At 69.5% G+C, this 20,427-nt stretch carries 18 protein-coding genes; 14 read left to right on the plus strand and 4 right to left on the minus strand.

Translation table 11 applies throughout. The features are described 5' to 3' along the window. Positions 1-132: 132 nt before the first annotated feature. The gene (locus tag C1927_RS00315; protein WP_174208711.1) at positions 133-954 is read right to left on the minus strand and encodes an ATP-binding cassette domain-containing protein; all 822 of its coding nucleotides are present in this window, start codon (positions 952-954) and stop codon (positions 133-135) included. 152 nt (positions 955-1,106) lie between these two features. On the opposite strand from C1927_RS00315, the gene C1927_RS00320 reads away from it, so the two are divergent. From C1927_RS00320 to C1927_RS00345, 6 genes are all read left to right on the plus strand, one after another. Continuing rightward, on the plus strand, positions 1,107-2,309 hold the full coding sequence (locus tag C1927_RS00320; RefSeq protein ID WP_108745615.1) for a fatty acid desaturase: 1,203 nt from the start codon (positions 1,107-1,109) through the stop codon (positions 2,307-2,309). Then, a complete protein-coding gene (locus tag C1927_RS00325; RefSeq protein ID WP_108745616.1) occupies positions 2,306-2,635 on the plus strand; it encodes an EF-hand domain-containing protein in 330 nt (109 codons plus the stop codon). Before C1927_RS00320 ends, C1927_RS00325 begins: the two co-directional genes overlap by 4 nt. A gap of 125 nt (positions 2,636-2,760) precedes the next feature. Continuing rightward, on the plus strand, positions 2,761-3,573 hold the full coding sequence (mutM, locus tag C1927_RS00330) for a bifunctional DNA-formamidopyrimidine glycosylase/DNA-(apurinic or apyrimidinic site) lyase (RefSeq protein WP_108745617.1): 813 nt from the start codon (positions 2,761-2,763) through the stop codon (positions 3,571-3,573). Positions 3,574-3,640: 67 nt separating this feature from the next. Then, positions 3,641-4,207: an ECF-type sigma factor gene (locus tag C1927_RS00335; RefSeq protein ID WP_079224557.1), complete on the plus strand. Its 567-nt coding sequence runs from the start codon at positions 3,641-3,643 to the stop codon at positions 4,205-4,207. Positions 4,208-4,223: 16 nt separating this feature from the next. Beyond that, positions 4,224-6,689, plus strand: coding sequence for a serine/threonine-protein kinase (locus C1927_RS00340; protein WP_108745618.1), 2,466 nt, complete (start codon positions 4,224-4,226; stop codon positions 6,687-6,689). Positions 6,690-6,737: 48 nt separating this feature from the next. Beyond that, positions 6,738-8,342: a glucan biosynthesis protein D gene (locus tag C1927_RS00345; RefSeq protein ID WP_079224561.1), complete on the plus strand. Its 1,605-nt coding sequence runs from the start codon at positions 6,738-6,740 to the stop codon at positions 8,340-8,342. Positions 8,343-8,389: 47 nt separating this feature from the next. On the opposite strand, the gene C1927_RS00350 is transcribed toward C1927_RS00345, so the two are convergent. Then, positions 8,390-9,121: a sel1 repeat family protein gene (locus C1927_RS00350; protein WP_108745619.1), complete on the minus strand. Its 732-nt coding sequence runs from the start codon at positions 9,119-9,121 to the stop codon at positions 8,390-8,392. Positions 9,122-9,204: 83 nt separating this feature from the next. After that, positions 9,205-9,825 carry a thymidine kinase gene (locus tag C1927_RS00355; protein WP_108745620.1) on the minus strand — a complete coding sequence of 207 codons (621 nt, stop codon included), beginning with the start codon at positions 9,823-9,825 and terminating at the stop codon, positions 9,205-9,207. 101 nt (positions 9,826-9,926) lie between these two features. On the opposite strand from C1927_RS00355, the gene C1927_RS00360 reads away from it, so the two are divergent. Next, complete coding sequence (locus tag C1927_RS00360) at positions 9,927-11,903, plus strand: UvrD-helicase domain-containing protein (protein ID WP_108745621.1); 1,977 nt, start codon at positions 9,927-9,929, stop codon at positions 11,901-11,903. Between the two features lie 261 nt (positions 11,904-12,164). Then, positions 12,165-12,689, plus strand: coding sequence for a GNAT family N-acetyltransferase (locus C1927_RS00365; RefSeq protein ID WP_079224568.1), 525 nt, complete (start codon positions 12,165-12,167; stop codon positions 12,687-12,689). 71 nt (positions 12,690-12,760) lie between these two features. Here C1927_RS00365 and C1927_RS00370 read toward each other — a convergent pair whose 3' ends face one another. Next, the gene (locus C1927_RS00370; RefSeq protein WP_108745622.1) at positions 12,761-13,417 is read right to left on the minus strand and encodes a DUF480 domain-containing protein; all 657 of its coding nucleotides are present in this window, start codon (positions 13,415-13,417) and stop codon (positions 12,761-12,763) included. Positions 13,418-13,519: 102 nt separating this feature from the next. Between C1927_RS00370 and C1927_RS00375 the strand changes: the two genes are divergently transcribed. The 6 genes from C1927_RS00375 to C1927_RS00400 all read left to right on the plus strand — a co-directional run bounded on the left by C1927_RS00375 (position 13,520) and on the right by C1927_RS00400 (position 20,418). Further along, positions 13,520-14,443, plus strand: coding sequence for a 5'-nucleotidase, lipoprotein e(P4) family (locus C1927_RS00375; RefSeq protein ID WP_079224572.1), 924 nt, complete (start codon positions 13,520-13,522; stop codon positions 14,441-14,443). Then, entirely contained in the window at positions 14,440-15,165 is a 726-nt protein-coding gene (pyrF, locus tag C1927_RS00380) for an orotidine-5'-phosphate decarboxylase (RefSeq protein WP_108745623.1), read from the plus strand. Before C1927_RS00375 ends, pyrF begins: the two co-directional genes overlap by 4 nt. 219 nt (positions 15,166-15,384) lie before the next feature. Then, entirely contained in the window at positions 15,385-16,209 is an 825-nt protein-coding gene (locus C1927_RS00385; RefSeq protein WP_108745624.1) for a serine protease, read from the plus strand. Positions 16,210-16,469: 260 nt separating this feature from the next. Continuing rightward, positions 16,470-17,423 carry a hypothetical protein gene (locus tag C1927_RS00390; protein WP_108745625.1) on the plus strand — a complete coding sequence of 318 codons (954 nt, stop codon included), beginning with the start codon at positions 16,470-16,472 and terminating at the stop codon, positions 17,421-17,423. Next, positions 17,423-20,059 (plus strand): glycerol-3-phosphate 1-O-acyltransferase PlsB, encoded by a 2,637-nt coding sequence (gene plsB, locus C1927_RS00395; protein ID WP_079224579.1) that lies wholly within the window; start codon positions 17,423-17,425, stop codon positions 20,057-20,059. The genes C1927_RS00390 and plsB overlap by 1 nt, the downstream gene beginning before the upstream one ends. Then, the gene (locus tag C1927_RS00400; RefSeq protein ID WP_108745626.1) at positions 20,056-20,418 is read left to right on the plus strand and encodes a hypothetical protein; all 363 of its coding nucleotides are present in this window, start codon (positions 20,056-20,058) and stop codon (positions 20,416-20,418) included. Before plsB ends, C1927_RS00400 begins: the two co-directional genes overlap by 4 nt. The last annotated feature ends 9 nt before the right edge of the window (positions 20,419-20,427 follow it).

A 20,427-nucleotide genomic window follows, 5' to 3' on the forward strand; every position in this document is an offset into this window, starting at 1 on the left:
ACCGGCATGACATGACCGCGGGGTAGAGTCGACTGTTAGTCGACTAGCCTCCCAACAGACCGCGAGAACCCCGCGCTGCGCGCGATAGTCGACTAACAGTCGACTCTACCGCCGTCCCGCCGTCCCGCCGGATTACCCCGCGTACGCGGTCAAGACCCCATTCTGTTCCACCACGCTGATCGCCCCGCCGAATACCGCCGACAGCGGTTCGTCGCGCAGCAGTTCATCGCGCGTGCCGTCGGCCAGCACGCGGCCGTCGCGCAGCAGCACCACGCGTTCGATCTCGGGAATCACTTCCTCGATATGGTGGGTCACCAGCACCAGGGTGATGCCCTGCTGGGCCAGCACGCGCATGGTCGCCACCAGCTGCTGCCGCGCCACCAGGTCCAGCCCGGTGGAGGGCTCATCCAGCAGCAGCGCCTGCGGCCGGTTGACCAGGGCGCGGGCGATCAGCACGCGGCGGGTCTCGCCGGCCGACAGCTCGGCATAGGCGCGCTCGCGCAGGGCCAGTGCGCCGGTCATCGCCAGCGTCTCGCCCACCCGTGCCCGCATGTCCGCCGTCACCTCGCGGAACGCCGGCACCACGTAGCTGGCGAAGAAGCCGGACAGCACCGCCTGTTCCACGGTCAGCCCGGGCATGTCGGACAGGTTGCTGCTGAGGTCGCCGGTGACGATGCCCAGCTGCGAACGCAGGCGATCGACCTGCCAGCGGTTCTGCCCCAGAACCTTCACCGCCACCCGGCCGTCGGCCTGGGCCAGCGGGTACAGCTCGCGGGTGATCAGCTTGATGAACGTCGATTTGCCGCAGCCGTTCGGGCCCAGCAGCGCGGTGTGCTGGCCCTGCGCGATGCGCAGGCTGAGCCCGTGCAGGACCTTCACCTGGCCGCGGACCACGCTGGCGTGGTCCAGTTCGATCAGCGGCGGCAACTCCGCGGCGGACGGGGCAGTGGTAATGGCGCGGGTGCGCGGATCAAGGCTCGACAACTCAGGTCCCCAACTGTGAACGGTGGCACTTTATGACGGTGCACGACGACCGTCGCGAGGGTGCAGTTTGCAACTTAAGCGCCCATCATGTCTGCCATCCCGCGTCGATCTGGAGTGCCGCCATGCCCGATGCCCTGATCTCCCTGCTTACCGGTGGCGTGCTCGGCCTGGGTGGCTGGGCCATGCTGGCGGTGCTGCTGGTATTCACCCAGCTCACCATCTTCTCGGTCACGCTGTACCTGCACCGCAGCCAGGCGCATCGCGGAGTCGATTTCCATCCGGCCGTCGCGCATGTGTTCCGCTTCTGGCTGTGGCTGACCACCTCGATGATCACCCGTGAGTGGGTGGCCATCCACCGCAAGCACCACGCCAAGGTGGAAACCGAGGACGACCCGCACAGCCCGGTCACCCGTGGCATCGGCAAGGTGTTCTGGCACGGCGTGGAGCTCTACCGCGAGGCCCGCGGCATGCGTGCGGATATCGAACAGTACGGCCGTGGCACCCCGGACGATGCCATCGAGCGCCACCTTTACACCCCGCGCGCCACCCTCGGCCCGGTGCTGCTGCTGGCCATCAACAGCGTGCTGTTCGGCCTGCCCGGCGTGGCCCTGTGGGCGATCCAGATGGCGTGGATCCCGTTCTGGGCCGCAGGCGTGGTCAACGGCCTGGGCCACTGGTGGGGCTACCGCAACTACGAGTCGGCCGACACGTCCACCAACCTCACGCCGTGGGCGTTCTGGATTGGTGGCGAGGAACTGCACAACAACCACCATGCCTTCCCCAGCTCGGCGCGCTTTGCCATGCGGCGCTGGGAGTTCGACATCGGCTGGAGCGCGATCCGCGTGCTGCAGGCGCTGCGCCTGGCCAAGGTGCTGCGCGTTGCACCGGCCATGGACGTGCGCCCGAACATTGCCGTGCCCGATGCCGAGACCCTGAAGGCGCTGCTCTCGCACCGCTTCCAGGCGATGACCGATTACCAGCGCAACGTGTTCATGCCGGCCCTGCGCGAGGAAGCCACGCAGGCCGGGGCGAAGCTGCGCCGCCTGTTGCCGCGCCGCCTGCGCCTTGGCCTGGTCAACGATGGCCGCTGGCTGCAGCCCGACAACCGCGCCCAGCTCAGCGCGTGGGTTGCGCAGCGCCCGCGCATCCGCACCCTGGTGGAATACCGCGCGCGCCTTGCCGCGCTGCTGGAAGCCCGTGGCCACGATGCCGCCGAGCGCCTGCGCCACCTGCAGGCGTGGTGCCACGAGGCCGAGGAAAGCGGCATCGCTGCGCTGCAGGCGTACGCCGCGCGGTTGAAGGGCTACACCCTGGTGGGCGCATGAGGCAGCTGCTGGTTCCGCTGCTGTGCCTGCTGCCGCTGGCCGCGGCAGCGCAGGTCAGTGACACCGCCACCTACCTGCAGCGCATGGACAGCGACGGCGATGGCAAGGTCAGCGAAACCGAATACGTGCAGTGGATGCTGTATGCCTTCGACCACATGGACCGCAACGGCGACGGTGTGCTGACCGCCGATGAACTGCCCGGTGGCAAGGGCAGGCCGATCACCCGCGAGCAGCAGCGCCAGGTGATCGTGCAGCGCTTCCACAAGCAGGACGCCAATGGCGATGGGTACCTGGACGCACGCGAACTGTCGGCACCGCCGCGCTGACGTTGCGGTAGCGCCGGGCCATGCGCGGCGAGCGCAGGGGCGTGGACGGGACGCCTGCCGCCGGGCACGGCCCGGCGCTACCGGTTGGTGACGGATCGCGTGTCGTGCGGGCGTAGAATCAGCCCATGCCTGAACTGCCCGAAGTAGAAACCACCCGCCGCGGCCTGGCGCCGCACCTGGAAGGCCGCCGCGTCCACGGGGTGATCCTGCGCCGCGCCGACCTGCGCTGGCCGATTCCGCCGGAGGTGGCCGATCTGCTGCCGGGGCAGCGCATCGAGGCGGTGCGCCGGCGCGCAAAGTATCTGCTGCTGGATACCGCCGTCGGCAGCGCCGTGCTGCACCTGGGCATGTCCGGCAGCCTGCGCGTGCTGCCGGGCGATACCCCGCTGCGCGCGCACGACCATGTGGATATCAGCCTGGACAATGGCCGCCTGCTGCGCTTCAACGACCCGCGGCGCTTCGGCAGCCTGCTCTGGCAGCCGGCCGGTGAGGTCCACCCGCTGCTGCAGGGGCTGGGCCCGGAGCCGCTGGACGACGCCTTCGACGGCGACTACCTGTTCGAACGCAGCCGCGGCCGCAGCGCGCCAGTGAAGACCTTCCTGATGGACCAGGCGGTGGTGGTCGGGGTGGGCAACATCTACGCCGCCGAAAGCCTGTTCAAGGCTGGCATCAGCCCGCTGCGTGAAGCCGGCAAGGTCTCGCGTGAACGCTATCGTCGGCTCGCCCGCGAAGTGAAGGACACCCTCGGCTATGCCATCACCCGCGGCGGCACCACCCTGCGCGACTTCATCAGCCCCGATGGCGCCCCGGGCTACTTCGAGCAGGAGTTGCTGGTCTATGGCCGCGACGGCCTGCCGTGCCCGCAGTGCGGGCGCCCGCTCAAGCACGCGATGATCGGCCAGCGCGCCAGCGTGTGGTGCAGCCGCTGCCAGCGCTGAATCTCTTCATGCAGCGGACGCGGGCGGCGTTATAGTCCGCACAGCATCCGCTGCGGGGGAGGTTGCGATGGACGAAGGACCGGATATCACTGTCTGGCTGGATGCCGCGCGCGGTGGCGACCGCACGGCGCTGGACCGCGTGCTGACCACGCTTTACCAGGAACTGCACGGCATGGCCCGGCGCCAGCTGGCCGGCCAGCAGGGGCGCACCCTGGACGCCACCTCGCTGGTCCACGAGTCCTACCTGAAACTGCTGGGCAGCCGCGGCGCGGCACGCTTCGAGGATCGCGCGCACTTCTTCGCCTATGCCGCCTCGGCCATGCGCAGCGTGGTGGTCGACTACGCGCGCAACCGGCTGGCGCGCAAGCGCGGCGGCGACCTGAAGCGGGTGGCCGAGATCCCCGAGAACAGCAGCAGCGGCGTGCGCCTGGACGAAGACCTGCTGGCGCTGGATGTCGCCCTGGAGCGGCTGCAGGCGGTCGATGTGCACCTGGCGCGGGTGGTCGAGCTGCGCTATTTCGCGGGCCTGTCCGAACAGGAGATCGCCGAACTCAGCCAGCGCTCGGAGCGCAGCATCCGCCGCGACTGGCAGAAGGCGCGGTTGTTCCTGCTGGCGGCGATGCGCGGCGACTGAGGCGCGCAGGCCGACCATGGATGCCGCGCGCTGGCAGCAACTGTCGTCCTGGCTGGACCAGCTGCTGGAGCTGGCCCCGGAGGCGCGGAAGCTGCGCCTGCAGCGCCTGGCCGAGCATGACCCGACCCTGGGCCGCGACCTGGAACACCTGCTGCTGCAGGAGGCCGACAGCCAGGAGTTCATGGCCCAGCCGCTGTGGACCGCACCGCCACCGGGGCGCGCCGGCAGCCAGGTAGGCCCTTACCGCCTGCTGGGTCCACTGGGCGAAGGCGGCATGGGCGAAGTCTGGCTGGCCGAGCGCTGCGACGGCCTGTACCAGCGCCAGGTGGCACTGAAACTGCTGCGCAGCGGCGTGGCCGACCCCGGGCTGCGGCAGCGCTTCGGCCGCGAGCGGCAGATCCTGGCCCGCCTGCAGCATCCGCACCTGGCCCAGCTGCTGGATGCCGGCGTGGACCAGCACGGCCAGCCCTACCTGGCGCTGGACTACGTGGAAGGCGAACCGATCAGCGATTACTGCCGGCGCCTGCAGCCCCCGCTGGAAACCCGCCTGCAGCTGATGCTGCAGGTCTGCGCGGTGGTCAGCCATGCCCATGCCAACCTGGTGGTGCACCGCGACCTGAAGCCCTCCAACATCCTGGTGCGCGCCGATGGCACGGTGAAGCTGCTCGATTTCGGCATTGCCGCGCTGCTCGACCACGACGATGCCGACGCCACCCACCCGCCCACCGAGGTGCGCGCGTTCACCCTGCACTACGCCGCGCCGGAACAGGTGCGCGGCGAGGCGGTGACCACCCTCACCGATGTCTACTCGCTGGGCGTGGTGCTGTTCGAGGTGGTGACCGGGCACAAGCCCTACCGCCTGCGCCGGCACAGCGATGCCGAATGGGAACGGTCGATCCTGGACGTGCAGGTCCCGCGCGCCTCGGCGCTGCTGCAGCGCCTGGCCGACCAGCCGGGTGCCGCCCGGCGCGCGCTGCAGCGGCAGGCCCGGCAGCTGCGCGGCGACCTCGACGTACTGCTGGAAAAAGCGCTGCAGAAAGATCCCGCACAGCGCTACGCCTCGGCCGAGGCGCTGGCCGGCGACCTGCAACGCTACCTGCAGGGCCGGCCGATCCAGGCCCGGCCGCCCGGCGTGGGCTACCGGGTGAACAAGTACATCGGCCGCCACCGCTGGGGCGTGGCGCTGGCCTTGCTGGCGGTGCTGGCCCTGCTCGGGACCACCTCCATCGCGCTGTGGCAGGCGCGCCAGGCACAGGCGGAAATGGCCCGCGCGCAGGCGATGCAGGATTTCACCGTCAGCCTGTTCGACAAGGCGGCCAGTGAGCGCCATGGCCATTTCGACGTGCCGCAGCTGCTGGCCACCGGGCAGCAGCGCGGTGAGGCCGAGCTGGCCGACCAGCCCCTGGCGCTGGCCGAACTGGAAGGCGTGATCGGCCGCCTGCGGATCGGCCTGGGCGACTACCAGCTGGCCCTGCAGACCCTGGACCAGCAACGCCGGCTGCTGCAGCAGGTGGACGACGTGCCGCCCGCCCTGCAGCTGGAAGCGGTGACCCAGCGGGGTCGCGCGCTGCGCATGCTGGGCCGCGACCGCGATTGCCTGGCGCACCTGCAACCGCTGCAGCCATTGGCCGCCAGCGAAGCCGACGCACTGCCGGCGACGGTGGCCGAGTTCCACAGCCAGCTGGGTCGCTGCCAGGCGCAGCTGGGCAATGCGGAGGCGGCGCGCGCGTCATTCGAACAGGCCCTCGCCCTGCGCCACGAGGGCATCGGCCAGCGCTTTGGCCGCGCCGAATCGCTGGCCGACCTGGCCGGGCTGGATGCCAGCGCCGGCGACCTGCCTGCGGCGCTGGCCGGTTACCAGCAGGCGTTGGGCCTGCTGGACCAGCCGAGCGATGGCCGCAGCCCGCAGGTGATCGGCCTGCACCGCCAGCGGGGCGAAGTGCTGGCGCGGCAAGGCAGGACCGAGGCCGCTGCCAGCGAACTGGACCTGGCCTGGCAGGCAGCACAGGACGCCTGGGGCCCGCGCCATCCCGAGGCGCTGGTGGTACGCCGCGCCCGCGCGATGCTGGCCCTGCAGCGCGGGCAGGGCGAGCAGGCAGGGCAGGAGCTGCAGCAGGTCCAGGCGCAGTTGCTGGCCGCGTTGGGCCCGGCCCACCGCGAGGTGGGCCAGGGCGAGTTCGCACTGGGGCAATGGGCCAGCGATCGGGGGGATGCCGCTCTGGCCGCCAGGCACTACGCGCGGGCGGTGGCGATCTGGCGCCAGCCCGACCACACCGCCCTGCTGCCGCAGGCGTTGCTGGCACAGGCAAGCGCGCTGCAGCAGGCCGGGCAGCCGGGCCCCGCGCGCGCTGCGCTGGCCGAAGCGCGCCAGCTGCTGCTGGCCCAGCGCGGGGCGCACGCCCCGGCACTGCGTGAGCTGGACGCGCGGCTGGCCGCGCTGGCACAGCCTGAACCAGCCGTACAGCCCTCCGCTGCCCGTTAACGTTTGTCTGCCTATGATGGCCGACCTTTCCCTTGCTTCCGCGCCTGCATGCAACGACGCGACTTCCTCCGCAATGCCTCCCTGGCCCTGGCCGCCTTTGGCCTGCCGACCCTGCCGGCCTGCGCGGCCGGGAAGAGTGGCCAGCTCGGCCTGCGCCGGCTCGGCCAGCCGCAGCCGTTCGACTTCGCCACCCTGAAGGGCCAGGCCCGCGCACTGGCGCAGGCGCCGTACCAGAGCCACAAGCGGGTGCTGCCCAAGCCGCTGGAAGCCCTCGACTGGGACCAGTACCAATCCATCGGCTACCGCCAGGACCATGCGCTGTGGGCCGACCAGCCCGGCAAGTTCCAGGCGAAGTTCTTCCACCTGGGCCTGTATTTCCATTCGCCGGTGCGGATGTTCGACGTGGTCGACGGCAAGGCGCAGGAACTGGCCTATGACGGTGCGGCGTTCAACTACGGCAAGAGCGGCCTGAAGAACGGCGAGCTGCCGGCCGACCTGGGCTTTGCCGGGTTCCGCCTGAACACCCGCAAGGACACCGACCGCGATTTCGCCGCCTTCCTCGGCGCCAGCTATTTCCGCGCCGTCGGCAAGGAAGGCCAGTACGGCCAGTCCGCGCGTGCGCTGGCCATCGATACCGGCATGGGCAAGCCGGAGGAATTCCCCGATTTCATCGCCTACTACCTGGAACAGCCGGCGGCCGACTCGGACACGATCGTGGTCTACGGCCTGCTCGATTCGCCCAGCGTGGCCGGTGCCTACCGCTTCGCCATCACCAACGGCGACGTGCTGCTGATGGATATCGACAGTGCGCTGTACCCGCGCAAGGCGATCGAGCGCCTGGGCATCGCCCCGTGCACCAGCATGTACCAGGTGGGCGAGAACGACCGCCGCATGGGGTGGGACTGGCGCCCGGAAATCCACGACACCGATGGCCTGTCGATGTGGACCGGTGCCGGCGAATGGATCTGGCGACCGCTGGTGAACCCGCGCAACCTGCGCTTCAACATGTTCGTCGACCACAACCCGCGCGGCTTCGGCCTGCTGCAGCGCGACCGCAACTTCGACCATTACCAGGATGACGGCGTGTTCTACGAGAAGCGCCCGTGCCTGTGGGTGGAACCGAAGGGCGAGTGGGGCGATGGTTCGGTGCAGCTGGTGGAGATCCCCACCGTGGACGAAACCTTCGACAACATCGTGGCGTTCTGGAACCCGAAGGAAAAGCCGCAGCCGGGCCAGGAGCTGCTGGTCGGCTACCGCCTGTTCTGGGGCGCCGAGCCGCCGGCACGCACGCCGCTGGCGCACTGCGTGGCCACCCACACCGGCCTGGGCGGCGTGGTGGGCAAGAAGCGCGAGTACTTCAGCTGGCGCTTTGCGGTGGACTTCGAAGGCGGCGAGCTGGCCAGGCTGATCGACAAGGGCGAAGTGGAGGCGGTGGTGGAAGCCAGCCGCGGCCGGGTGGAGATCGTGTCGGCGCGGCCGCTGCGCGAGATCAACGGCTACCGCGCGATGTTCGACCTGGTGCCGCCGGAGGGCAGTACCGAGCAGATCGACATCCGCCTGTACCTGCGCAGTGGCGGCAAGCCGCTCACCGAAACCTGGCTGTACCAGTACACCCCGCCGCCGGCGGGCGCACCGGAGCGCACGCTGTACTGAAGCGCGTTGGCGTGCAGGGCGCCGCCCTGCACGCCATGCCGGCGGTGTTACTTGCCGCCGGTGTCTGCCGGTGCAGGTACCGGCGGTGGTGCAGGTGCGACGGTGGGCACGCCGACATCAACCGTGCCGCGCCGGATCTTCATCCAGTTTTCGTCCTGCCAGCGCTGGTAGCGGTCGGGATCCCAATAGGTGGGGTCATACAGGCGATCGGCCTTGATGGTGCGGCTCACGCCCCCGTCCATGTAGACGATGTCCACGTTGTTGGACAGCGAGCCGGTGCGGCTGCCGGTCATCGCCCGCTTGCCGCGCTGCAGTTCGGCGGCCAGGCGCGGCCGGGCCGCCGCATCACCGTACTCATCGCGCAGCCGCAGCGCCTGCGCCCGTGCCTCTGCCTGCTTTTCCAGCGGCAATGCGGCCCAGAATTTGTCACGCAGTTCAAGCATCAGCGGGTAGCCGCGCTCGGAGGCGACATCCATCCAGGCGTAGGCCATGACCGGGTCGGCGGCACGCTTGACGCCGTACCAGTACATCTCGCCGAGCAGGCCCTGTGCCGGCTTGTCCGCATAGCGGGCAGCCTTGCGGAAATTGTCCATCGCCGCCTCGGCATCACCCTGCTGCAGGGCATTCATTCCCCACTGGCGGAACTTCATGTCCGGATGGCCATCCAGGAAGCCGGCACCGAGCAGCGCCGCATCGTCCTGCGGCGAAGCCGCCTGGCCGGCCGCCGTGGCAAGCCCCGGCAGGAACATCAATGGAAGCAGCAACAGGACGGAGCGCATGACGGACTTCCCGATCAACGGTGACGTTGGCCCAGCCTAGGGCGGTCACCGCGGCCTTGTAAACGGCCGGACGTCACGCCCGCCTACAGCGGCAGGGGCGCCTGCGCCGGGTCGATCCGGCCTTCACCGCGGGTGATTTTCTTGAATTCCGCCCGGCTCACCGACACATAGCGTTCGTTGCCACCGATCTCGACCTGCGGGCCGTCCTGCACGGCGTGGCCGTGCTCGTCCACGCGCACGGTCATCGTCGCCTTCTTGCCGCTGTGGCAGATCGTCTTGATCTCCTGCATCTCGTCGGCCCAGGCCAGCAGGTACTGGCTGCCCTCGAACAGCTCGCCGCGGAAATCGGTGCGCAGGCCGTAGCACAGCACCGGGATGCGCAGCTGGTCGACCACCTCGCTCAGCTGCCAGACCTGCGCGCGGGTCAGGAACTGTGCCTCGTCCACCAGCACGCAGCCCATCGGGCCGTTGTCGTCCAGGTCCCGGGCCACCCAGCGCTGCAGGTCGCTGTCGCGGTCGAAGGCCATGCCCTCGGCGCGCAGGCCGATGCGCGAGGCGACCACGCCGGCACCGGCGCGGTCGTCCAGGCGCGGGGTCAGGATCGCCACCCGCATGCCGCGCTCGCGGTAGTTGTGCGCGCTCTGCAGCAGGGTGGTGGTCTTGCCGGCGTTCATCGCCGAATAGTAGAAATAGAGCTTGGCCATCGGCCGATTGTACGCCGCTGCCCCGGCGCGCCGAAGCCGTTCAGCATCCCCACCGGCCGACGGCTGTGGCCGTCACCCGGGACCGCTACAATCCCCCTCCAATGCACGGTCTCAATCCTCCCCAAGCCGCCGCCGTCCTGCACATCGAAGGCCCGTTGCTGGTGCTCGCCGGTGCCGGCAGCGGCAAGACGCGCGTGATCGTCGAGAAGATCGCCCACCTGATCGGCTGCGGGCGTTACCCCGCGCGCCGCATCGCGGCGATCACCTTCACCAACAAGTCGGCCAAGGAAATGCGCGAGCGCGTGGCCAAGCGCCTGCGCGAGCAGGACGCCGATGAGGTGACCATCTGCACCTTCCACGCCCTGGGCCTGAAGTTCCTGCAGATCGAACACGCGGCGGTGGGCCTGAAGCGTGGCTTCTCGATCTTCGATGCCGACGATGCCGCCGCGCAGATCAAGGATCTGATGTCCGGCGCCAAGCCCGACGACATCGAGGACATGAAGAACCTGGTGTCGCGCGCGAAGAATGCCGGCCTGTCGCCCGAGCAGGCGATGGCCGCCGCGCGCAGCAACCGCGAGAAGGAAGCGGCCAGCGTCTACGAGCGCTACCAGCTGCGCCTGACTGCGTTCAATGCGGTGGACTTCGATGACCTGATCCGCCTGCCGGTGCAGGTGCTGGAAGAGAACCCGGACATCGCCGTGGCCTGGCGCGAACGCATCGGCTACCTGCTGGTGGACGAATGCCAGGACACCAACGACGCGCAGTACCGCATGCTCAAGCAGCTGGCCGGCGAGAAGGGCAACTTCACCTGCGTGGGCGACGACGACCAGTCGATCTACGCCTGGCGCGGTGCCAACCCGGAAAACCTGCAGCAGATGGGGCGCGATTATCCGGCGCTGGAAATCATCAAGCTGGAGCAGAACTACCGCTGCTCCAACCGCGTGCTGCGCGCGGCCAACGCGCTCATTGCCAACAACCCGCACGAACACCTGAAGAAGCTGTGGAGCGACCAGGCCGATGGCGAGCGCATCCGCGTGTGGGAATGCCGCAACAGCGAACACGAAGCGGAGAAGGTGGCCGCCGAGATCGCCTACGTGGCGCAGGCGCACAAGGTGCCGTGGAGTGATTTCTGCATCCTGTTCCGCGGCAACTTCCAGTCGCGGCCGCTGGAAAAGGCGATGCAGCTGCTGCGCATCCCCTACCACCTGACCGGCGGCACCATGTTCCTGGAACGCCAGGAAGTGAAGGACACGCTGGCCTGGCTGCGGCTGCTGGTGAACCCGGACGACGACACCGCGTTCATGCGTGCGGTGCAGTCGCCCAAGCGCGATGTCGGCGCCGGCACGCTGGCCAAGCTGGCCGAGCTGGCGCAGGAAAAAGACATCCCGATGGCGCATGCCGCCGAGTCGATCGGCGCACTGCAGCAGCTGCCGCCGCGTGCGGCCAACAGCCTGGCGCGCTTCACCGACATCCTGCGCGACCTGCGCGCGCAGACCCGGCAGATCACCTCCGGCGACATGATCCGCAAGGTGGCCAAGGAGTCGGGGCTGCTGAGCGAGCTGCGCCAGCAGGCCAAGGAAGAGGCCAGCTACCAGCGCCGTGCCAACAACATCGAGGAACTGGCGCAGTGGTTCGAGGGCGGCCCGCGCGGCGCGACCGCCGCCGACCTTGCCGGCCAGCTGGCGCTGCTCTCGCGCAGCGACAAGGACGAGGGCGGCAACCAGGTGCGCATGATGACCATGCATGCGTCCAAGGGCCTGGAATTCCCGTATGTCTTCATCGTTGGCTGCGAGGACGGCGTGCTGCCGCACCAGATCAGCCTGGACGAAGGCAACCTGCAGGAAGAGCGGCGCCTGCTGTACGTGGGCATCACCCGCGCCAAGATCCAGCTGTGGATGAGCTACAGCAAGCTGACGCGCAAGTTCGGCGAGCACGTGCGGTTGAAGCCGAGCCGGTTCTTCGAGGAGATTCCGGCCGAGGAGATCCAGCGCGATGGCGCGGACCCGGTGGCGGATGCGGCGCGGAAGAAGGAGCGCGCGACGGCGGGGTTGGCGGCGATCGAGGCGCTGTTCGACTAAGGCGCTCCAACGGCGCCGCCCCTCCGTGGTGGAGCGCGCGTTGGTTGCGCGGTGTGGCCGGTCGGGGTGGGTTCGCGGGGGACGCCGTGAACCCGTCCCTGGGGGCTTAGCCGCGCCATCCATGGCGCGGATACCCCCGCGAACCCACCCCGACCGGCCTCTGACAGATTCCGGGCGCGTCCTGCCACGGCAATGCAGAGAAAATCAAAAACAACCGCCGGGCGTTGAGGCAGAATCGGGGTTTCGGCTGGAGGCCTGTGCATGCATCCCATCGAAAGCGAACGCCTGCGGCTGCGCCGCGTCGAGCCGGATCGGGATGCGCTGCCGATGCTGGCGCTGCTCAATGATCCGGGCTTTGTGCGCTTCATCGGCGACCGCAACGTGCACAGCGAGGAACAGGCGCGGGAGTACATCGCGCTGCGGGTGCTGCACAGCTATGCGTTGAACGGGTTCGGCATGTACGCGATCGAGCGCCTGGCCGACGGCGCGTGGCTGGGCAATGCCGGCCTGGTGCGGCGTGATGGCCTGCCGGGGCCGGACATCGGCTATGCGGTGCTGTCGGAATTCGCGGGGCAGGGCTACGCCAGCGAGGCGGCGCGGGCGGTCGTGGCGCACGCGCGTGCCGAGCTGGGCATCGAAGACCTGTACGGCATCACCGACCTGGACAACGTGGCCTCCGGGCGGATCCTGCTGGGGCTGGGCATGCAGGAACGCGGGGTGATCCAGCTGCCGGGCGTGGACAGCCCCAGCCGGCTGTACGCCACGCCAGGCGCGGCCGAGGTTTGATTGTGGTGGGTGCCGACCGTTGGTCGGCACGATTCAATTGCAGTGCCGACCAACGGTCGGCACCCCCCCCCTCAACCGCCGCGCAGTTCCGCCAGCTGCGCCTGCAGTTCGGCCACCGCTGCTTCCAGCTGGGCCACGCGCTCGGCCAGGCCGGGGTCGGCCGCTTCGCTGCTGCCACCGCCGCTGCTGGCGTACTTCGCTGCCAGGGCTGCACCGTCCACTTCACCGCACAGCAGGTGCATGTAGCGGTCCTCGCGCTGGCCGCTGGCGCGTGGCAGCACCACCAGCAGGGCGCGCTGCTGCAGGCGCTCGATGGCGTGGCGGGCTTCGTCCACGTCGGCGAAGCGGTACAGGCGCTCGCTGCGCGTGACCAGTTCGCCCAGGGTCTGCGGCCCGCGCAGCAGCAGCATCGCCAGCAGCACGGTCTGCTGCCGGGTCAGGTCCAGCGCGGCCTGCAGGCGGTGCTCGTAGCGGTCGGCGCGCGAGGAGAAGTGCTGGCGCGCCAGGCCCAGTGTCTCCAGCTGGCGCAGGGCGTGCTGCACGCTGCCGGCATCGACGTTCATCACCGGCTCGCGGGCGGTCTTCTGGTTGGCCGCCGACTGCGCGGCGTTGACCGTCAGCGGGTAGGTGTCCGGGGTGGTTGCCTCCTTCTCCACCAGGCAGCCCAGCAGGCGGGCCTGGACGGCGTCGAGCAGGGGGACGTCGGGGGTCTGGACGGGATCGGTCATGGCGGCCTCCGCAAGGCAACGGGTCAACCCCGAAGCATAGCCGTGCCACGGTCATCTTTGCCGGTAAAATGGCCGGGTATATCTGATTGCCGGTGAATCCTGATGCGTCGTCCCGTTTCCCTGTCCCTGACCCTGCTCGCCACTGCGGCGATCGGCCTGTCTGCCTGCAAGCGCGTGGATGCGCCTGCCGCCGAGACCCCCGCCCCCGATGCCCCGGCCGCGGCCGCCAAGGCTGACGGTGCGCTTGATGCGACCGCCAATGACAACCTCAATGCCGTGCTGTGGATGCAGCGTGCGCAGGAGTACAAGGCGATCACCGAACAGACCTACCGCGCCGCCGCCGACCACCTGGACGCCGCGCTGAAGGAAGCCCACTGGGATGCGCTGGTGCCGGAAGAACGCGGCAACGCGGCCAAGGGCCTGAAGCCGGCCGTGGTGCTGGACGTGGATGAAACCGTGCTGGACAACTCGCCCTACCAGGCGCGCCTGGTGCGCGACGGCAAGGAATACGACGAGCTGACCTGGGACCAGTGGGTGGCCGAGAAGAAGGCCAAGGCCATCCCCGGCGTGGTTGATTTCGCCAAGGCCGCCAACGCCAAGGGCGTGACCCTGCTGTACATCTCCAACCGCGCCGTGCACCTGAAGGACGCGACCCTGGCCAACCTGCGCGAGCAGGGCCTGCCGGTGGCCGATGACAGCGTGTTCCTGGGCCTGGGCACCGTGGTCAAGGACTGCGAGCAGAACGGCAGCGAGAAGAACTGCCGCCGCCGCCTGGCCGGCCAGCAGTACCGCGTGCTGATGCAGTTCGGCGACCAGATGGGTGACTTCGTGGAAGTGACCGCCAACACCAACGAAGGCCGCGACGCGCTGCTGCAGCAGTACCACGACTGGTTCGGCGAGCGCTGGTGGATGCTGCCGAACCCGACCTACGGCGGTTTCGAGCCGGCCCAGTTCAACAACGACTACACCCAGTCGCGCCAGGCCCGCCACGACGCCAAGCGTGCGGCGCTGGACTACGCACCGTGAGCCGCGCACCGCTGCCGCTGCGCGATGACGAACGGCTGATCTTCGCCCTGGACGTGCCTGACCGCGTGCAGGCGCTGGAGTGGGTCGATCGCCTGGGCGACAGCGTGGCGTTCTACAAGATCGGCATGGAACTGCTCGCCTCCGGCGAGTATTTCCAGGTGCTGGAAGAGCTGGCGCGCCGCGATAAACGTGTGTTCGTCGACCTGAAGTTCTTCGACATCCCGGCCACCGCCGCGGCGGTGATCAAGCGCCTGTCGCAGTGGCCGGTCAGCTACGCCACCATCCACGGCTGGCACCCGGCGATGATGGAGGCCTGCGCGGCCGCCAACAGCAGCGACATGCGCCTGCTGGCGGTGACCGTGCTGACCTCGATGGGGCGCCCGGACCTGGCGCAGATGGGCATCGACCGCGAGCCGGTGGACGTGGTGGTCGAGCGCGCGCTGGCCGCCCAGGCCGCCGGCATCGACGGCGTGATTGCGTCGGGCCAGGAAGCCGGCCCGATCCGCGCCGCCACCGGCGCCGGGTTCTCGATCGTCTGCCCGGGCATCCGTCCGGGTGGCCCGGTCGGCGATGACCAGAAGCGCACCGTCGGCGTGGCCCAGGCCTTTGCCGATGGCGCCGATGCCATCGTGGTCGGCCGCCCGATCCGCCTGGCGGCCGATCCGCAGGCGGCCGCGCGGGCGATCCAGCAGGAAATCGCGTCGGCTCTGGCTGCACGCTGAGCCTGCCGGCGCTGCCGGTCACACCGCAATACCGAACGCCATCCCGCCCCGTGCGGGATGGCGTTCGCATTTGTGGGCCCAGCGCTGTCGCTGTCGACCCCGCAGCGAAAAACCGTGCGCACGGTCGCACTGGATCCGAACCCCGCTCCCTCCCAATCGATGCACCGGCGCCGCCCACGGCTGCGCGGGTTCCAACCATCAGAGAGGGAGTACACGGATATGTATCGCAGCACCTCTGCAGCTCTTGCCGGCCTGTTGCTGGCTGTCAGCGCGGCGCCCGCCTTCGCCGCACCCGAGCCCCGCGAAACGCCGCGCATCATCGGCGGCGAGGACGCCCAGCCGGGGCAGTACCCGTTCATGGTCAGCATCCAGGGCGTTTTCGACGGTGACACCGACCATGACCGCCACTTCTGCGGCGGCACCCTCATTTCGCCGTCGTGGGTGCTGACCGCCGCGCACTGCATGCAGGGTGAGGCGCCCGCCGGAATCGCGGTGGCCGGCAACGTCACCGCGCTGTCCACCGACGCCGCGCCGCGCGCCTCCAACGTCAAGGCCATCCATGTGCATCCGGCCTTCAACAGCGGCAACTCGCTGGAGCACGACGTGGCCCTCATCCAGCTTGATGCGCCGCTGGCCGATGCCCAGCCGGTGACCCTGCGCCTGCGCCCGGATGCCAGCTACCTCAAGCCCGGCCGCGACTTCACCGTCATTGGCTGGGGCGACACCGACATCGGCGATGGCCGGGTCTATCCCACCCAGCTGCAGACGGTGCAGGTACCGTTCGTGCCGTTTGCCGAGTGCCAGCAGGCCTATGCCGGCGAACTGCAGCGTGGGAAGGTCATCTGCGCCGGGCGCGAAGGCATGGACAGCTGCCAGGGTGATTCCGGCGGCCCGCTGATGCTCAAGCTGCGCGAGGGCTGGACGCAGTTCGGCGTCGTCAGCTGGGGCGAGGGCTGTGCCCAGGCCGGTTACCCCGGCGTTTATGCCCGAATCGCCGAAAAACATGCCGTAGATTTCATTGAATCGGTCTGGCAGAAGGATTGATTCAATAAAATCAATTATTTAAGTCATGTTACATGACGTATTGCCTTAACTTCGGCGGCGGCGTAGCATCGCCGCCATCCGGCCCCTGGGCCGGAGATGTGCCACAACTGTCCACCGGCCCCGCGCCGGTTTGAAGAGCCTGCGATCCCCGTGATCCGGGCTCTTTTTTTATCGCCGCAGAACGCAAACCGTGATCGCACGGCTTGCCGCTGTCACCTTGCAGGCCGCAAGATGCGGGCCGGTACGGGGAGTCCGATTGCATGAGCGTGGCAGTGCGACGAAGGTCTGCGCGTGGATGGGGGCTGGCAGCCATGGTGCTTCTGGCGATGGCCGCGTGCCGCCAATCCGGCAGCGACCCGGCCAAGCCGGCGGCCGAGCCGGTGGCGGCGGTGCAGGCCATGGCCCAGCGCCTGGTCGAGGATGATCTGGTCGGGTACGCGCGCCTGTCGGTGCCGCCGGGCCAGTACCAGCGCCTGCAGCAGGCCTGGGCCGACGGCCACAGCCAGTGGCCGCTGGGCGAGCTGCCTCTGGGCGACCAGATGCTGCCGATGCTGGCCGCGCTGCGCGAGCCGCAGGCCGCCACCCAGCTGCAGCGCAGTTTCGACCGCCAGCTGGCCGGCCAGGCCAGCGCGGTGCGCCAGGCGGCGCAGTCGATGGGCAACTTCGGCGTGCAGTACCTGCGCCACCAGAAGGGCTACACCCCCAGCCAGCAGACGCACTACATCGCCCTGGTGGAAACCCTGGCCGGCTGGGCGCAGGGCGCGCCGATCAGCGACCGGGCCCGCGCCCGCAGCAGCATCGCCGCGCTGGTCGAGGCCGCCGCCAAGGTGGGCTTCGACGATGAAGACGGCCTGCGTGCAGCCGGCATGGAAGGCAGCCTGCAGCAGCTGGCGCCGTTCCTGCACACGGTCAAGGCGGTCCTGGCCAGCTACGGGCTGGGCGTGGACGACGCCCTGCGCAGCCTGCGCGGGGAGCTGCTTTCGGTGGAAGGCGACAACGCCCTGGTGCGCATGGAGTACGAGCTGGCCGGGCGCACCCTGCAGCTGCAGCTGCCGCTGAGCCGGCGTGAAGGCCACTGGTACCTGACCCGCACCCTGGCCGATACCGATGCCCTGCTGCGCAAGGCCGATGCGGCCCGCGCGGCGGCCGCGCCGGCGCCTGCGCAGGCCCCCGCCGCCAGCGGGGAAGCGGCAACCACGCCGCCTAAGCCATAATGGCGCCGATGTCGAAACAGAACCCGCTGCCGTTCCCCGGCGAAGAACCCCAGCAGACGCCCGCCGATCCGGCCGCGGCGTCTCCCTCGACCGGCACCGGCCCCAACCCGGTGCCGCCGCCCGCGCACGCCCGTCCCGCTGGCCGGCGCCCCCTTTGGGCGCGCCTGCTGGGCCGCCTGGTCGAGCCGTGGCTGGCCCTGAAGATCGAGCCGGAAGACCCGGGCCAGTACAACGATGGCCGCCCGGTGGTCTACGTGCTGGAAGACTACGGCCTGTCCAACGCGCTGATCCTGGACAAGGCCTGCCGCCAGGCCGGCCTGCCCTCGCCGCTGGTGCCGCTGGCCGGCGACCCGACCGGCCGCAAGCGCGCCTACCTGGCCCTGTCGCGGCGCAGTTCCAGCAACTCGCTCATCCCCGAGCAGCGCGGCGCCAAGACCCACTCCGATTCGTTGGCCAAGGTCCTGCAGGCGCACCGCGTGCGCGATGACCTGGACGTGCACCTGGTGCCGGTGTCGATCTTCGTCGGCCGCGCGCCGGACAAGCAGAGCGGCTGGTTCGCCGTGCTGTTCTCGGAAAACTGGGCGCTGGTCGGCCGCTTCCGCCGCCTGCTGGGCCTGCTGCTGAACGGGCGCAGCACCATCGTGCGCTTCGCCCCGCCGATCTCGCTGCGCAGCACCGTGGACGAGGGCCTGGAGCCCGAGCGCACCGTGCGCAAGCTGCAGCGCGTGCTGCGTACCCATTTCCGCCGCATCCGCGAGTCGGTCATCGGCCCCGACCTGTCCACCCGCCGCCTGCTGGTGGACCAGGTGCTGGCCGCCGAACCGGTGCGCGAGGCGATTGCCGCCCAGGCCAAGCGCGACAACTCCAAGCCGGCCGATGCCTGGAAGAAGGCGCACGCCTACGCCTGGGAAATCGCCGCGGACTACTCCAGCCCGGTGGTGCGTTCGGCCAGCTTCATGCTCAGCCACGTGTGGAACCGCATCTACGCCGGCGTGCTGGTGCACCACCTGGACAAGTTCAAGGCCGCCGCGCCGGGCCACGAAGTGGTGTACGTGCCCAGCCACCGCAGCCACATGGACTACCTGCTGCTGTCCTACCTGCTGTACGACCGTGGCATCGTGCCGCCGCACATCGTGGCCGGCATCAACCTGAACCTGCCGGTGGTCGGCACCCTGCTGCGCAAGGGCGGTGCGTTCTTCATCCGCCGCTCGATCCGCGGCAACGCGCTGTACTCGGCCGTGCTCAGCGAATACGTCGCGCAGCTGGTGGCCGGCGGCTATTCCATCGAGTACTTCGTCGAGGGTGGCCGCTCGCGCACCGGGCGCCTGCTGCAGCCCAAGGGCGGCATGATCTCGATGACCCTGCGCGCGTTCCTGCGCCAGCCGCGCAAGCCGGTGCTGTTCCAGCCCATCTACATCGGCTACGAGAAGCTGATGGAAGGCGGCAGCTACCTGGACGAGCTGTCCGGGCGGCCGAAGGAGAAGGAGTCGATCTGGTCGCTGCTGTGGGGCATCCCCAAGGTGCTCAAGCAGAACTACGGCCAGGTGGTGGTGAACTTCGGCGAACCGATCGCGCTGAACGACGTGCTGGCCGAGAAGGCGCCGGAGTGGAACGGCGAGGCGGTGCCGGAGGACGAGAAGCCGTCGTGGCTGTCGACCACCGTGGACACCCTGGCCGACCGCATCCAGGTGCGCATCAACGGTGCCGCCGACGTCAACCCGATCAACCTGCTGGCGCTGGCGCTGCTGTCCACGCCCAAGCACGCGATGGGCGAGGCCGACCTGATCGCGCAGATCGAGCTGTGCAAGACGCTGCTGGAAGAGATGCCGTATTCGGGCCGGGTGACGGTGACCCCGCACTCGCCGGAGCGCATCATCGCCCACGCCGAGGAAATCAACGTCCTCACCCGCATCAAGCACCCGCTGGGCGACGTGCTCAGCGTCAGCGGCGATACCGCGGTGCTGCTCAGCTACTTCCGCAACAACGTGGTGCACCTGTTCACCGCCTCGTCGTGGGTGGCCTGCTGCTTCCAGAACAACCGCCGCATGAGCCGCACCGGCCTGGTCCGCCTGGGCCGCACCGTGTACCCGTTCCTGCAGGCCGAGCTGTTCCTGCCGTGGAACGAGGACGAGTTCGCCCAGCGCATCGAGCAGACCATCGACGTGTTCATCCGCGAGGGCCTGCTGCAGCAGGTCAACGACGATGACGGCGGCATGCTGACCCGCAACACCGGGCAGACCGACGAGGTGTTCCGCCTGCGTGCCATCGGCCATTCGCTGCAGCAGGCGTTCGAGCGTTACTACATCGCCATTTCGGTGCTGGTGAAGAACGGCCCGGGCACGCTGGGCACCGCCGAGCTGGAAAGCCTGTGCCAGCAGGCCGCGCAGCGCCTGAGCCTGCTGTACGCGCCGGCCGCGCCGGAGTTCTTCGACAAGTCGCTGTTCCGTGGCTTCATCCAGAAGCTGCGCGAGCTGCGCCTGGTGTGGCCGGACGAGAACAGCAAGCTGCTGTTCGACGACCGCCTGGACAGCTGGGCCAAGGATGCCAAGTTCATCCTCGGCCGCGAACTGCGCCACACCATCGAGCGCGTCAGCCCGGAAGCGGCGCGCCCGGAAGAACCGACGCCGCAGCCATGAACCGCGCCGGCCGGTGGATCAGCCCCGCGTGGCTGCTGCCGGCCCTGCTGCTCGCCACCGGCACTGCCCAGGCGGCGCCGGCCTGCGTGGAGGACACCCTGCCGGGGCGGTTGGCCGATGCACCGGTGCGCCTGTGCGTGGACGCCGGCGACGGCGCTGTGCCGCGCTACACCCTGTGGCTGGCCGGTGCCGAGCGCATTGCCGGCGATGAAGACGCGGCCGCCGGCGCGGGCCTGCAGGGCGACTGGTACGGCCACCCGCTGCGCCTGCACTGCCGCGTGGACGGGCCCGTGCGCCGCTGCGCGCTGAGCGTCGACGGCGAACCGGCGTGGAACGCCGACGTGGTAGCGAACGGGTAGATCCACGCC

This window comes from Stenotrophomonas sp. ZAC14D1_NAIMI4_1 (assembly GCF_003086775.1).
Lineage (GTDB): Bacteria > Pseudomonadota > Gammaproteobacteria > Xanthomonadales > Xanthomonadaceae > Stenotrophomonas.

Coding starts and splice junctions, on each gene's coding strand:
- C1927_RS00320 (WP_108745615.1), top strand. CDS start 1,107: ATGCCCGATGCCCTGATCTCCCTGCTTACCGGTGGCGTGCTCGGCCTG.
- C1927_RS00325 (WP_108745616.1), top strand. CDS start 2,306: ATGAGGCAGCTGCTGGTTCCGCTGCTGTGCCTGCTGCCGCTGGCCGCG.
- mutM (WP_108745617.1), top strand. CDS start 2,761: ATGCCTGAACTGCCCGAAGTAGAAACCACCCGCCGCGGCCTGGCGCCG.
- C1927_RS00335 (WP_079224557.1), top strand. CDS start 3,641: ATGGACGAAGGACCGGATATCACTGTCTGGCTGGATGCCGCGCGCGGT.
- C1927_RS00340 (WP_108745618.1), top strand. CDS start 4,224: ATGGATGCCGCGCGCTGGCAGCAACTGTCGTCCTGGCTGGACCAGCTG.
- C1927_RS00345 (WP_079224561.1), top strand. CDS start 6,738: ATGCAACGACGCGACTTCCTCCGCAATGCCTCCCTGGCCCTGGCCGCC.
- C1927_RS00350 (WP_108745619.1), bottom strand. CDS start 9,121: ATGCGCTCCGTCCTGTTGCTGCTTCCATTGATGTTCCTGCCGGGGCTT.
- C1927_RS00355 (WP_108745620.1), bottom strand. CDS start 9,825: ATGGCCAAGCTCTATTTCTACTATTCGGCGATGAACGCCGGCAAGACC.
- C1927_RS00360 (WP_108745621.1), top strand. CDS start 9,927: ATGCACGGTCTCAATCCTCCCCAAGCCGCCGCCGTCCTGCACATCGAA.
- C1927_RS00365 (WP_079224568.1), top strand. CDS start 12,165: ATGCATCCCATCGAAAGCGAACGCCTGCGGCTGCGCCGCGTCGAGCCG.
- C1927_RS00370 (WP_108745622.1), bottom strand. CDS start 13,417: ATGACCGATCCCGTCCAGACCCCCGACGTCCCCCTGCTCGACGCCGTC.
- C1927_RS00375 (WP_079224572.1), top strand. CDS start 13,520: ATGCGTCGTCCCGTTTCCCTGTCCCTGACCCTGCTCGCCACTGCGGCG.
- C1927_RS00385 (WP_108745624.1), top strand. CDS start 15,385: ATGTATCGCAGCACCTCTGCAGCTCTTGCCGGCCTGTTGCTGGCTGTC.
- C1927_RS00390 (WP_108745625.1), top strand. CDS start 16,470: ATGAGCGTGGCAGTGCGACGAAGGTCTGCGCGTGGATGGGGGCTGGCA.
- plsB (WP_079224579.1), top strand. CDS start 17,423: ATGGCGCCGATGTCGAAACAGAACCCGCTGCCGTTCCCCGGCGAAGAA.
- C1927_RS00400 (WP_108745626.1), top strand. CDS start 20,056: ATGAACCGCGCCGGCCGGTGGATCAGCCCCGCGTGGCTGCTGCCGGCC.